Consider the following 12,809-nt stretch of genomic DNA (forward strand, 5'->3'; position numbering starts at 1 on the left):
AATTTATTTCCACTCTTTTTTTGCTTCTTCCAGGTCTTTTATAAATTCTGGGTTTTTGGTCATCGCTAGTAACATTTTGTGTGCCAATACTCTTGCTGCTTCTTCGTCACTGGGATAATGAATCCCCATAATTTCTCGTGATTCTCCAACTTCGTAGGCTACTTCCAAAAACTCTTTTCTTTTGGTTGGTATCAATTCACTCCAGGCAAAGGCTTGGATATAAGCCCAAAGGGTATGACCGCTGGCAAAAGAGGGAGAAGATATTCTGGCAAGAGGTTCCAATTTAGGTTCGAGATGATAGGGGCGGGCTCTTAACAAATGGTATTTTACCGTAAATTCCATCAAACGCATGTCTTTGGTGATGCCTCGTAGTAATTTAGTAGTAGCCGGGTAATTTTGATAGGTAACCTGATCCCCCATAACCGCTTTACCTTCGTAGAGTAGGTATTCCAAATTCTGCTCGTATCGATTATGTGTAGGTAAGATATCTGCATGTGGCCAATAGCCTATAGGAGCGAGTACCTGGGATGCTCGATTGGATTCTGCCTGAGTACGTTTTGCCTGCCAAGCTAATAAATACTCTAGTTCTGCTTTGGTTTGGTCCGAACTATTGGCAGGAAAATGAATACTCTGTTTTAACTGTTGGACTTGTTCGTTGGTTAAATAATGTGGGGTAATCATGGTATAAATCAATGTCCCGCTACTATACTTGGACGCAGGAAAAACGATTTGGTCCAGATCCGCCCTTGTTGCATTGGGTTTGCTATCTAATTGCTGTAAAGAGGCATAGTGGTTTTTGACTTGCTCGAGGGGATGCAAGGTTTGAGCTGCACTATACAAATGAACAATACTAATAGCTAATAACAAGAGGTACTTTTTTTGGATCATAACTTTTGGTTTTGAATAGTTAGATTGATTTAAACGTATATCGCTTATAAACGATTTAAAAATACATCTTTTTGAATATGAAAGTAGTAAAGCAATGTTAAAATAATTTTAGAGTAGGGTAGTGAACTCTTTTAGTAGCTCTTTGTTTAGGGTGTAGAAGACGAATTTATCCTTGTTTTCTGTTAGAAACAGACCGCTTTCCTTTAAGATTTTTACATGCTGAGAAATGGTGGATTGAGAATAGGTAAACATTTGCACCAAATCCTTATTGCAGGTTACATTATCGATACCCTTACCATCGTTTTTGGTGCTTAGATATCTTACCAAAGCTACACGCAAAGGATGCGCCAATGCATTGGCTATGGTTGCAATTTGATGATCCTTTTGGGTGATATAATCATTGGATTTATCTGTTCTTATTCTCATTAAGCAAAACGATTTATGACAAATATAAGATATATTGTATCAACATGATGGTTAAGTTATAATCGTTAGTTTAAAATAGATATCTATACAGTCAAAGGACAGTTTAGAAGAGGCAAAATGTGTAATGGAATAGGGTATTAATTATAATAAATAGTTAATAAAATAGTTATTTTGAGAAATAATCGTATAATTGCGTATTTTTACATATAATTACCCTCACAAATAGTAAGTATTTAAGAATATTTCTCATGTTAGTAGAATTTAACACTTCGAACAATAAATCTTTTAAGAGTAATAATAAATTAAGCATGGTTGCAACATCAATCAAAGATTTAGATGATGAGGCAATAATTAGTCTTGAAAGAGTTAATCTATTAAAAAGTGCAGCAATTTATGGAGCAAATGCAAGTGGTAAATCGAATTTACTTAATTCTATGGGGCAAATGCGTTGGTTAGTACTAACGTCTGCAACCGAATCTCAAGCAAGTGATCCACTTGGTATTACTCCATATTTATTAGATGCTAAGTCATCTAATAAACCAACTTTATTTGAAATGATTTTCATTGTTGATGGAATTAAGTATCGATATGGTTTTGAGGCAACTGATAAACGTATTGTTTCAGAGTGGTTATTTGAAACAATTAAAATTAAAGAAAATGCATTATTTGTTCGTGATAAAAACTATATCGAAATGGTTGACAAATTTTCTGAAGGTGATAGGTTAGAAGACAAGACAAGACCAAATGCATTATTTCTATCAGTTGTTGCACAATTTAATGGTGAAATCTCGAATAAGATATTAAACTGGTATAGGAATTTTAACATGGTACATGGAATAAAAGATGATTTATATTATGGTTTAACTGTTGAAATGTTAGAAGACAAAAGGACCTCTAAGATTATATTAGATTTTATAAAACTTGCAGATTTAGGCATTAATAAAATGAAATTAAAGGAATTAGAAAATAGTTTCTCTGATTTTGATATTAATATGCTTTCAAAGAAAGGTAGAAGGGATTTGAAAGAGGCAATTGAGAAAATGAAATCTGAGAAAGTAACAGATATTCTTACGTATCACAATAAATATGACGATAACAAGAACATAATAGGTGAAGCGGAATTTTCGTTAACAAGACAAGAATCACAAGGCACAAATAAATTCTTCAATATTATTGGTGCAATTGTAGAAGTTTTACTTAATGGTGAAATTTTAGTTATAGATGAATTTAATACTAGACTCCATCCTTTATTAACAAGAAAAATTATTGAGATTTTCAATTCAAAAAAAGGAAATCCAAATAATGCACAGTTAATTTTTACTACTCATGATACTAATTTATTAGATAGACAAATCTTCAGAAGAGATCAAATTTATTTCACTGAAAAAGATCAATATGGTGAGTCTCATTTATATTCTTTGATAGAATATAAAACCAAACCTCGTAATGACGAGGCCTATGAAAAAAATTATATTGCTGGTAAATATGGTGGTATTCCATTTATTGGTGACTTTGAAAGCTTAATGAAATTTAGAAAGAAAAAACCTAAACAAGCTTTGAATGGCAAGAGTTAAAAAAATAGATAATGCAATTCTAAAACGAATACAACAAAAGGCTGATAGAGAAGCGCGAAAAATCGAATCTAAACCTCTTAGGAAATATTACATCTTATTCTGTGAAGGTGAAAGAACTGAACCCAATTATTTTTTGTCTTTCAAAAAAGTTTTACCAATAAATTTAGTTCAAATAGATATAGACCCAAGCGGTGGCAAAAACACACTCTCATTAGTTAATCATGCAATCAAAATGATGCCGAGGTATCAAAAGATTAATTCAACAATTAAATTTGAAGTATGGATTATTTTTGATAAAGATTCATTTCCTGATAGCAATTTTGAAAACGCTATAAACAAAGCTAATGCTTATGGATATAATTGTGCATATTCAAATGAAGCATTTGAATTATGGTATTTGTTACATTTTGAAGACTATCAAAATGCCATAAGTCGAAAAGACTATTCTAAACTTTTAAGCAAACATTTGAATAAAGAATACCTTAAAAATGATCCAGAGATATATCATTTATTACAATCATTAAAAAAAGCAGGGAAGATTTAGCAATTCAAAGAGCTGAAAATTTAGAAAAAATACATTTTGGTAAGTCACGAGCTAATTCAAATCCAGTTACAAGAGTTTATAAACTTGTCAAAGAGCTTAATTCTTTTAAAGAAGAATAGTATTATTACTTGGGCTTCAGAAAATCTTTGGTATGAATAAACGGTAAAGGAGCGTCCATATTTTAGAGGTTTAGTACAAGGTTTAAGTCAAAGCTATACATATTGATTCTAGTTCAAACCAATCTGATGAGTTACAATGTTTTCTAAAATATAGCGACTGCACCGTACATTGTTTCCAAAGTTTTATGCAACCTTGATTATTTGGCAAACTCAGCACATGTTTTTTCGTAGAGCCCTAAAGATCAATTCTAATGAGTTCTAATATGGTTATAGTATTATAACACCTCATGTTACATAGCATATCTTAGCATCAAAATTTTATTTCACTAATCGATCACTCATAAATCGCGTATTTAAAAATTTCTTAAGGATGACACAGAATATTGGATTTATAAGCAGTGGTTATAAATAGCGTATCTGAGATTTTTGCGGACGTTGTTGTATCGAATATGGGGATTATAAGGTGTGAATTACATTAATCAATGTTTTGCTTTACTGAGAGTGTGTTGTGAAATGATGTTAGCGTTACTGATGTGGTGGGCGTGTCGCAAATTGACTTTATGCAAAGAGTAAATAAATTGATCCGGCAGATTCAGACATCGTAATTCAGCTTTAACATAATATCTACCGATATAATTCGCTTAGGCGAAATTATATCTGATATTATATTAAATAACGGCATGAGCCGTTATCCGCGAATTACTACGCAAATGTTCTATAATTTATATTATGTAAAATAGAATATTTCAACAACTACTCTGTATTCAGTTTTGGGTACAAAAAAACAGCCTACCTATCGACAGGCTGTTTTCGCAAATTGACGTGTGTATATCTAATCATTCAGTACCCCAAACGATTGGTTCCCGAATCGATAACTAGATATCTTGTGCAAGGTAGCACTTTCAGCTATATTCTAAAACTACCTTTAACCAATTTGATTGAGAGATATCAATTAGTTCGGTTTTAATTACTTAACCTTACACGTCTTAAGGCCTACCAAAGTATACAGCGGACAAAAACTGATAAAACTGGTAATCAAAAACACCGCAGATAATGCGATGAGTACATATCCCAGCGTTCCGCTAATGGTCTCGGTATAAAACAGAACTCCCACCAAAATGGCAATAGCAAATCTCACTAAACGATCTAGTTGACCCATATTCTTTTTCATAGTATTGTATTTTAAATAGCAAATTGAATAAGTTGAACAATCATAGCCACCAGGCTTATACATAAAACACAAACCAGCAGTAATTTCAACGCTTTGTTATTTTTCATGAATAATCCTGTTGCTTTTACACAAAATTATTCATCTCAACTACCAAAAGCTGTGACAATTGTTACATCAGATTTATATAAATTGTATGAAAATAAGCGGTTATAGCAGTTCCACAATACCTTGTTGTAGTTTCAGCACGCCATCATGCTCCAATTTTTTTAGCAATCGAGAGATTACTTCTCGAGATGAACCCAGATCGTAAGCAATATCTTTGTGTGTGGTATGTAGTGTATTACTTTTCTTCAACTCTGCCTCTTTCTTTAAATACTCCATCAAACGGGTTTCTTTTTTAGAAAAAGTCAAAATCTCAATTACATTCAACAGTTCATCAAACTTAAGATTAAACAGATCGTAGACAAACTCATTCCATCGTGGATAAGATTTGGCAATATTCATCATCTTATCTGCAGGGATAATCACCACCTCTGCCTCCTCCTCTATGATCGCCTTTACCCTACTGGTTTGATTACGTATCAAGGTAGTAACCGACATCACACAACTTTCCCCGGGTTTGATATAATACAACAACACTTCATTACCTTGTATAGGTTCGGTTTTAAAGACTTTGGCAAGCCCGGATACGATCAATGGAATCGCTTTCACATAAGAACCTTCATTTAAAATGATCGTTCCAGTTTCGAAAGTTTGTAAACTACAAACGGCAAGTAATTCTTCTCTAAGCCCCGGCATCTGGGCTAATTTGGGGAAATAAGTGTCTAAGGCTTCTGCAATCAAGGTGTTTACTTTTATCCTTTAAAGGTACCAAAAATTTGATCCAACTTAGAATTTAAATTTCCCTCGTACCGAAAAGTCATTTTGGTTACTAAAGCCACCAAAATTTTGCTTTAGATTGATCAAATTTTCTACCTCTATCGTAAAATTCTTATTCAAATCATATCCCATACCGTTTGCCATATTGAATTGAGACAATATGATAGATGTTGCCCCTTCTGGAGCAAAACCACCGGTAAGCTCTGCACTAACTCCAGAATACAAATAGAATCGTTTAGTTACATATTGTTTAGCAAAAAAAGAGCCCCCAAACACATCTTGAGCGATATATTTGTTACGATATCCTCGTATTTGAAAAAAGAGATTAGAATTCACTCGATAATTCACCTCAAAATTACCGTGAAATTCACGACTAAAAAAGTCATCTGTATATTTGGCCCCACTAGTAGTTACTCTAGGGCCTAATGAATCTGTAGGACGTTCTTGTTGTGCATGCATATGCGTATGCAGCATTACTACAGAAATAATAATAAAAATTGGATGAGTGGTCGTGTTGAAATGCATGGCTTTTGATTAAGAGAGTACCTCAAAAAGACTGCCTGCGAATGTTGCCGTGACAAAATTGTTACTCCACGCCTGTTACGTTGTTCTCTTTTAAGGCTTCTATGGTACCGCGATAACTAATGGGAGTTCTGTGACTACTATTGACATTGATACTTACCACCTGATTCGGAAAGAAAGTCAAGACTACCTTATTCGATTCTTTGTTGTTATCGATATAAAAAGTCATTACATGGCGTTGTTTCTTCTCGTTTTTTACGATTTTAAAACGTGTAGGTACTCCTTTAAATTCAATTCCACCTTTGTTCGCATTATATTCCCCTGCCAACTGACGTTCTCCGTAGTATGGTAAATACATTTCTACTTCATCGCCTTTCATTCGTACAAAGCTTGGGTTATTGATCAGATTGACACTTCCCACAGAGCTCCCCGGAGGAAAAAATCCACTATTGGCAAAGCTATTCAATGCTGGGGTGGTTAAAGGATAGGCCCATTCTACATCTACCTGGAAGTTCTTTTGGTTCACCCACTCCTCTACTGCCATGCTCTCTGCAGTTGGTGCAATGACCTTGTCCGCACTCGCACAGCTCAATAACAAGACACTACTTACTAAGATGATTATAACTCTCATTTTCCTACTTCTTTTTGTTCATATCATACAATACAAAAACCGTGCAGTTCTCGAATAATTTTCGAGACTACCGTTCATAAAGGGGTATCAACTGCTTTTGACCAAGAATGTACTTTTAGCTCTCACGCTCTTCATTATCATCGTTCTCTGGCATTTGCAAATCACCGTTTCCGGCAATGGCAAAACGATCTCTTTTGGATCCATATCCAAAATTCAACGATCTGCGGTACTTGGTTTGAAAGTCAGCGAAGCGTCTTTTTTTGGAAGATTTTTTCTTTTCGCTCATAACTCTAAGTTTTGTATTATAAATTCATTTGATAGAATTTCTCTAACTAAGTTATTACTTTTTTTAATTATAAAATACTAGTTGGTAACACTTTATGTTTATTTTATGATAAAATTGTTCCATGGTATACTTGGTAGTTTTAGTACGATATACACTTTTATCCCCAAGTGTATGATTCCCAAATGTTATTTGGAAACTTATCAATTTTTTAAAGTCTCACTATTCTCTTGGAATGATTATTGTTTATTTTTGTTCTGAAATGAGCTATCAACGATGATTGGTAAAATCATCGAATGCTATATATTAATTGATTTTAATATCTAAAAAATGAAAATCACATTACCCCTATTCTTGTTTGTATTTGCGATAAGCGCAGTTTGTCAAGTTCCGAATATCAATGATATTCCTATCACAGATCGTGGTACGGATTATACCTTGATCAATGATTATAAGAATTTGGTGTTTGATCAAAAGAATGCTAAAATCACTTTTGATTTTATCTCCGAAGATACCTCGGGTACTATTGGAGGCTTAGATTTTAAAATCAACTTTAATCCCAACGATACTGATAATGCTTCTTTTAGCGGTACTGCAAAAGTGAGTACCTTGAGCACAGGAAATTTCTTAAGAGACGGACATTTGATGTGGGAGAAGTTTTTTCACAAGCGCAAATACCCTACTATCGCTTTCAAAAGCTCTCAAGTTGTAGATTTTGAAGGAAATACCTTTAAAGTAATCGGAAATGTAACCATCAAAGGAGTTACCAAAGAATTGATCATTACCTTCAAACTAGATGACGAGAAACTATCAGGTACTGCTTCTCTTTACACCAGTGATTATGGAGTAAACATTCATGATGAAAGAGAAAAGAACAAATTGAATATTCAATTTCACTTTCCGATAGAACGGTAAAAACTTATTTTAATTCTCGTCTAATCCAATCATAAAGGCAGAAAAATCCCCATGATGGGTAAACGAAATAGGAATATCGATCAATCGATCTAAAATGGTGATATAAGGAACCCCATTATCATGTTTGACAATTTTAATATCATCAGATTCCTCAGCGTATTTTTGAGACATATAGCTTTTTAATTCCTCCTTCACCGAAACACCTTGATTCACGATTTGAGTAAAGTAAGCTTGCTGATCTGTGGTAGCTATAGAGTACACTTTATCTTGATATACAGTGGTATTTGTATAGTATATATACCCATCAATTTCAACGGTTTCTCCCTGACATTGATACGACCTAGGATTAAATTTTGGAGCTAACGAGAAGCGTCTTTGATGTGCTTTATATGCAGCTTCTTTTTTACTCCATAATTTCCAAACTTCCAGTTCCGGGTCTTCAGTACCTAAAATATGATATTGCTCATCCTGGGTGAATAGCTTTTCTAACCATCCTTTACGTTGCCAATTGCTTTGTGTTTTGGCCAAGTGGAGATCAACAATATCGTTTCCTATCATTTACTGGCTAGTTTACTTTCTATTACCGCAATAGAGTCTTTTACCGTAATCATTTTCTCCATAGCTTCATTATCTATTTCGATATCAAATTCATCTTCCACATCCAACACTACATCCACCAGATTCGCCGAATTGATCTCTAAATCTTTAATAAAATCGGTATCCTCATGCAACGCTTCCAAACCTTCCTGATTTTGAACGTACGGGGTAATAATGGTCTTCAGTTTAGCTAATAATTCTTCTTTTGTCATAAAATTAGTTTTGGGTAATGATCCCATTTAAGTACTATATTTTTTTAAAGATAACACATGCATTGACATCTCCAAATCCAAAACTGGCTTTGGCAACAATACTTGGTGATATTTTGAGGGTTTCAGTAGGAACAGATTGATGATTAATAAGCTCAGCAATCTCCGGATGCAAATCTTCACAATTTACATTTCCAAAAACATATCCATTGTGTAATTGAAGGACCGTAGCTACACTTTCTATGCTTCCTGATGCGGCTAGACAATGTCCTACCATACTTTTTAAGGAATTAATATAGGGAAAGTTCTTTCCAGATCTATCCAAAGCCTGTGTCCAATTATAGATTTCGGTAACATCTTTGGTCGTAGCCGTGAGATGACCATTAATAGCATCTATTTCTCCCGGAGTTACCCCAGATTGTTCTAAAGCTTTCACAATACAATGTTGTACAGCTTCACTATTGGGTGCAGTCATACTTCCCTCCTTGCGTTGTCCGCCACTATTAACGTGACCTCCCAATATCTCAGCATAAATCTTAGCGCCTCTTTTTTGGGCACTCTCCAAACTTTCTATCACCAATGCTCCTGCTCCACTTCCTGGTACAAAACCACTTGCAGTAGCGCTCATTGGTCGTGAGGCTTCGGTTGGATTATCATTGTATTTATAAGGTAAAATTCGCATCGCATCAAAACCGCCCCATACATAAGGGCCACTATCGCTGGTACTCCCGGCAAGAATGATATCGGCTTTGCCCATCATTATTCGATCATAAGCCATCAAAATAGCCTCCGTTCCTGTACTACAAGCCGAAGAATTGGTAGTTACCACATTACCGCAACCTAACATCCCTCCTAGCCATGCACTTATCCCACTCGCCATGGTTTGTATCACCGTAGTACTTCCTAGTCGTCTTACTTTACCCTCATCAACCTTATAAATAGCATCTCGAAATTTATCTACGCCTAGGATTCCTGTTCCAAAAATCACTCCCATATTCCACCTGGGAGAATCATCAGCATCGGGTAAGGATAATTGGGCATCGTTCCAAGCATCCAAACCAGCAATCACTCCATATTCCATACCAGAAGCTTCTAATCCTTTTTGTTGTAATTGACTAAAGTAATTATTTAAATAATCATTTCTATAATTCGGTTTACCAGCAATTTGACATGAAAACTTTAATTGATTTAATTCATCATAATATGCAATACCACTTGTGCCATTTTGTATGGCAGTATCAAATTCTGAAACGCTCATTCCATTAGGAGCAACAACTCCTAATCCGGTAATTACAACACGTTTTTTATTCGACATGGGCTCCTTGGATTATGGAAACGATTTTTTGTATTCCTTGTTTTGCTTCAGGCATTACAGGTAATATCGGCCATACATGTGGCATCCCTTTTCCTTCAATCACTTCTATTTGGGTATTCGTTTCTTTTACTTTTTGGATAAATATCAACTGATCCGGTGTCAATATATCATCGGTAGCACTAAATACATGTATCGGCGGTAAATCAGACAGTTCTCCATATAAAGGTGAAATTAGAGGATCTTTAAGCGACAAGTGTCCTACACACATTTCATTAGCCGATCGTACACCATTAATGCTCAAAATAGGATCTATAAGATCGATCTTTACAATATCAGGATTAGTGACGCTTGCATCTACGACTGGAGTAATCGGTATGATTCGATTAGGCAAAGGTTTACTTTCTTTTAGTAGACGCTGCGCCAAGGTAATGACCAAACTCCCTCCTGCAGAATCTCCTAAAAGAATGATTTTGGAAGGATCGTAGCGCTTAGTAGCTTCTAGATAGACTTGATATACATTTTCTGTAATCGAATCAATGGTATGTTCTGGTGCTTTGGGATAATCAATCATCCAGGCTTCAGAATTCGTTTTTTTGGCGAGTTTATTCAAAAACACCCAGTTTTCCCGAGTTGGTCCATAAACAAAGGCTCCCCCATGACAATAGATCAATAAAACCCCAGAGTTCTTTTTCTTAGGATGGAGTACGGTAACTTTGCTTTTATCGATTTGTTTACTTTCAACAGAAGAACCCGACAGTAGTAATTTACCAGGTGCATGAATATCTTTTTTGCGTTTTGCGATGTAATCTATGGGGTCTTTGGACCAGGATTTCTTTTCCCCTGTTAGTTTTAAGAATAATTTTACCAATCGATATCCTAAACTCATACACTATCTTTTTTGAATGAAACTCCCGAAATCACCCCTTTAGCTATCACCTGATTATCCAAATTATACATAGCGACATTGCATTTTAGCTTTTGAAAACGGAAATACACCTTTTCTGAAACTACAATCACTTTTTCTCCCGGAAAGACAGGTTTATAGAAATTCATTTCATTACTGGTCATAGCTACTGCTATTTGATCTTTGCTCCAATGCTCTCCTAACAAATGAATCCCGAAACAGGCCATCCCAATTTGTGCCATGCATTCGGTAAGAATTACTCCCGGAGTAACGGGATTGTCTTTAAAATGGCCTTCGTAGAAATACTCATCCTCCTTAAAGGTATACGCCCCTTTGATGTGATCATCATCGAGCTCTAAAATCTCGTCGACAAACAAAAAAGGTTTGTCATAAGGTAATTCTTTAATAATATCTTCTCTAATCACTAACTTTCTTTTAAAATGCGCATTCTGTTGGCAACGGCTCTTGATTTTCTACAGCACTAGCAAATTCTTTATCCAAACTGGCTTTTTCAAAACCATTGGTAACCGTTCCTTTGTACACTACAGTACCATAACCACTAGTATTCATATGTGCTCGTATATAAACAGATTGATCCTTACCAATATTCACTGCACCTCCAGATCGTACAAAAGGTTGTTCATTAACATGACTATGCGCCAAAACTCTACGATATATCAAGGTTTCATCTTCCGAAATCACCTCCCACCAATCTGCATATTGATTACAACCCGTATCTGGACTCTTGATCCCTACACTAAAAGTATATTGATTTTCTTGTCCATTCACAGCAACGCTTACAATCTCTGCCAAAGCATTCTCATCTATACCTGGATTATCAGTTTGTGCAGCTTCGTTATCATCATTGCACGCCATCAAATAGATCAATAAAGGAAATCCTAAAATGAATATCTTTTTCATAAGTGTGATTTTTAGTCCCATAGTCCAAAATCATATTAGTGATTTAAAGTACTAGTTTTTGTAGCGCTAGCGTTGCTATTTAACTTATTTTTAGTCTTTACCACTTAGGATAGATGTTCTCCCCCATTAACGGGAATTATACATCCATTAATCCAGGATGCCTCATCACGACATAGTAAATACACCGCATTGGCTACATCCTCAGGCTGTGTTAATCGATCAAAGGGATTACGTTGTATACTGTGCGAAATAATATCTTCATGTCCAGGTATCATACGTAAGGATTTGGTATCTACCGCTCCGGGTTGCAGACAGTTGGCCCTAATCCCATAAGGAGCAAATTCTAGTGCGATACTTCGTGTAATCGCTTCTAGTGTTACTTTGGCCGCAGAAACAGCCGCATAATTCTTCCAGGCTTTGGTATTCCCCTCACTGGTAAAGGAAATAATTCGAGTATCCTCTGCAAAAACATTGGCATCAAAACAAGCTTTCACCCAATCATAAAGACTGATGCCCATTGCGTTGATCGTTAATCTGAAATCATCATTCTGTAAGGTATGCTCAGCGGCATTCATAGGTTTTAGGTTTCCTTTGGCAATGCTATGAATTAGTGTTTTTATTTTGCCATTTCGGATACGTTCTTTGATTTCAACGATGACTACTTCCCGCTTTTCTGGCTTCAACAGATCCACATTAAAGGACTCAAACTGTACATTTTCTTTCAGAATCGTATCAAAACCTGACTGAATTTGCTGTTGTTCGCTTCGACTATTACGATGCACGATAATAATATTCATCCCATGCCGGGCTAGTTTTTGTGCTGTAGCTAACCCAAGCCCTGTACTTCCGCCCAAAATAAGCGCCCAATATCCTTTATCTTCAAAATCTTTATGCATGTGTAATCTTTGGAG

17 protein-coding genes are annotated in these 12,809 nt (G+C 35.4%); 3 read left to right on the top strand and 14 right to left on the bottom strand.

Annotated features, from left to right (window positions below; genetic code table 11):
- Positions 1 to 3 precede the first annotated feature (3 nt).
- Entirely contained in the window at positions 4 to 888 is an 885-nt protein-coding gene (locus AC0L3Q_RS13200; protein ID WP_473279931.1) for a phosphatase PAP2 family protein, read from the bottom strand.
- Between the two features lie 108 nt (positions 889 to 996).
- The gene (locus AC0L3Q_RS13205; protein WP_473279933.1) at positions 997 to 1,314 is read right to left on the bottom strand and encodes an ArsR/SmtB family transcription factor; all 318 of its coding nucleotides are present in this window, start codon (positions 1,312 to 1,314) and stop codon (positions 997 to 999) included.
- Positions 1,315 to 1,562: 248 nt separating this feature from the next.
- Here AC0L3Q_RS13205 and AC0L3Q_RS13210 point away from each other — a divergent pair, with 248 nt between their 5' ends.
- Together AC0L3Q_RS13210 and AC0L3Q_RS13215 are read left to right on the top strand one after the other, a co-directional pair.
- Positions 1,563 to 2,888 carry an AAA family ATPase gene (locus AC0L3Q_RS13210; RefSeq protein WP_473279935.1) on the top strand — a complete coding sequence of 442 codons (1,326 nt, stop codon included), beginning with the start codon at positions 1,563 to 1,565 and terminating at the stop codon, positions 2,886 to 2,888.
- Positions 2,875 to 3,432, top strand: coding sequence for an RloB family protein (locus AC0L3Q_RS13215; protein WP_473279937.1), 558 nt, complete (start codon positions 2,875 to 2,877; stop codon positions 3,430 to 3,432). The genes AC0L3Q_RS13210 and AC0L3Q_RS13215 overlap by 14 nt, the downstream gene beginning before the upstream one ends.
- Positions 3,433 to 4,518: 1,086 nt before the next feature.
- On the opposite strand, the gene AC0L3Q_RS13220 is transcribed toward AC0L3Q_RS13215, so the two are convergent.
- The 5 genes from AC0L3Q_RS13220 to AC0L3Q_RS13240 all read right to left on the bottom strand — a co-directional run bounded on the left by AC0L3Q_RS13220 (position 4,519) and on the right by AC0L3Q_RS13240 (position 7,040).
- Positions 4,519 to 4,722, bottom strand: a complete 204-nt coding sequence (locus AC0L3Q_RS13220; RefSeq protein WP_073313872.1) for a YgaP family membrane protein — start codon at positions 4,720 to 4,722, stop codon at positions 4,519 to 4,521.
- 207 nt (positions 4,723 to 4,929) lie between these two features.
- Positions 4,930 to 5,565 (bottom strand): Crp/Fnr family transcriptional regulator, encoded by a 636-nt coding sequence (locus AC0L3Q_RS13225; RefSeq protein WP_473279939.1) that lies wholly within the window; start codon positions 5,563 to 5,565, stop codon positions 4,930 to 4,932.
- A 45-nt stretch (positions 5,566 to 5,610) separates the two neighbouring features.
- Positions 5,611 to 6,126 carry a hypothetical protein gene (locus AC0L3Q_RS13230; RefSeq protein WP_473279941.1) on the bottom strand — a complete coding sequence of 172 codons (516 nt, stop codon included), beginning with the start codon at positions 6,124 to 6,126 and terminating at the stop codon, positions 5,611 to 5,613.
- 61 nt (positions 6,127 to 6,187) lie between these two features.
- Complete coding sequence (locus tag AC0L3Q_RS13235; RefSeq protein ID WP_473279943.1) at positions 6,188 to 6,754, bottom strand: DUF4251 domain-containing protein; 567 nt, start codon at positions 6,752 to 6,754, stop codon at positions 6,188 to 6,190.
- A 115-nt stretch (positions 6,755 to 6,869) separates the two neighbouring features.
- A complete protein-coding gene (locus AC0L3Q_RS13240) occupies positions 6,870 to 7,040 on the bottom strand; it encodes a hypothetical protein (RefSeq protein WP_473279945.1) in 171 nt (56 codons plus the stop codon).
- A 327-nt stretch (positions 7,041 to 7,367) separates the two neighbouring features.
- Between AC0L3Q_RS13240 and AC0L3Q_RS13245 the strand changes: the two genes are divergently transcribed.
- Positions 7,368 to 7,952, top strand: coding sequence for a YceI family protein (locus AC0L3Q_RS13245; protein WP_473279947.1), 585 nt, complete (start codon positions 7,368 to 7,370; stop codon positions 7,950 to 7,952).
- Between the two features lie 9 nt (positions 7,953 to 7,961).
- Here AC0L3Q_RS13245 and AC0L3Q_RS13250 read toward each other — a convergent pair whose 3' ends face one another.
- From AC0L3Q_RS13250 to AC0L3Q_RS13280, 7 genes are all read right to left on the bottom strand, one after another.
- Positions 7,962 to 8,510 (bottom strand): 4'-phosphopantetheinyl transferase family protein, encoded by a 549-nt coding sequence (locus tag AC0L3Q_RS13250; protein ID WP_473279949.1) that lies wholly within the window; start codon positions 8,508 to 8,510, stop codon positions 7,962 to 7,964.
- Positions 8,507 to 8,761: an acyl carrier protein gene (locus AC0L3Q_RS13255; protein ID WP_073314444.1), complete on the bottom strand. Its 255-nt coding sequence runs from the start codon at positions 8,759 to 8,761 to the stop codon at positions 8,507 to 8,509. The genes AC0L3Q_RS13250 and AC0L3Q_RS13255 overlap by 4 nt, the downstream gene beginning before the upstream one ends.
- Before the next feature lie 34 nt (positions 8,762 to 8,795).
- Complete coding sequence (locus AC0L3Q_RS13260; protein WP_473279951.1) at positions 8,796 to 10,073, bottom strand: beta-ketoacyl-[acyl-carrier-protein] synthase family protein; 1,278 nt, start codon at positions 10,071 to 10,073, stop codon at positions 8,796 to 8,798.
- Positions 10,063 to 10,959 carry an alpha/beta hydrolase gene (locus AC0L3Q_RS13265; protein ID WP_473279953.1) on the bottom strand — a complete coding sequence of 299 codons (897 nt, stop codon included), beginning with the start codon at positions 10,957 to 10,959 and terminating at the stop codon, positions 10,063 to 10,065. Before AC0L3Q_RS13265 ends, AC0L3Q_RS13260 begins: the two co-directional genes overlap by 11 nt.
- Entirely contained in the window at positions 10,956 to 11,402 is a 447-nt protein-coding gene (locus tag AC0L3Q_RS13270; protein WP_473279955.1) for a 3-hydroxyacyl-ACP dehydratase FabZ family protein, read from the bottom strand. Before AC0L3Q_RS13270 ends, AC0L3Q_RS13265 begins: the two co-directional genes overlap by 4 nt.
- Positions 11,403 to 11,412: 10 nt before the next feature.
- Entirely contained in the window at positions 11,413 to 11,898 is a 486-nt protein-coding gene (locus tag AC0L3Q_RS13275; protein ID WP_473279957.1) for a hypothetical protein, read from the bottom strand.
- A gap of 104 nt (positions 11,899 to 12,002) precedes the next feature.
- On the bottom strand, positions 12,003 to 12,794 hold the full coding sequence (locus tag AC0L3Q_RS13280; RefSeq protein ID WP_473279959.1) for an SDR family oxidoreductase: 792 nt from the start codon (positions 12,792 to 12,794) through the stop codon (positions 12,003 to 12,005).
- Between the last annotated feature and the right edge of the window lie 15 nt (positions 12,795 to 12,809).

The organism is Aquimarina sp. KJ22-3 (genome assembly GCF_055808215.1).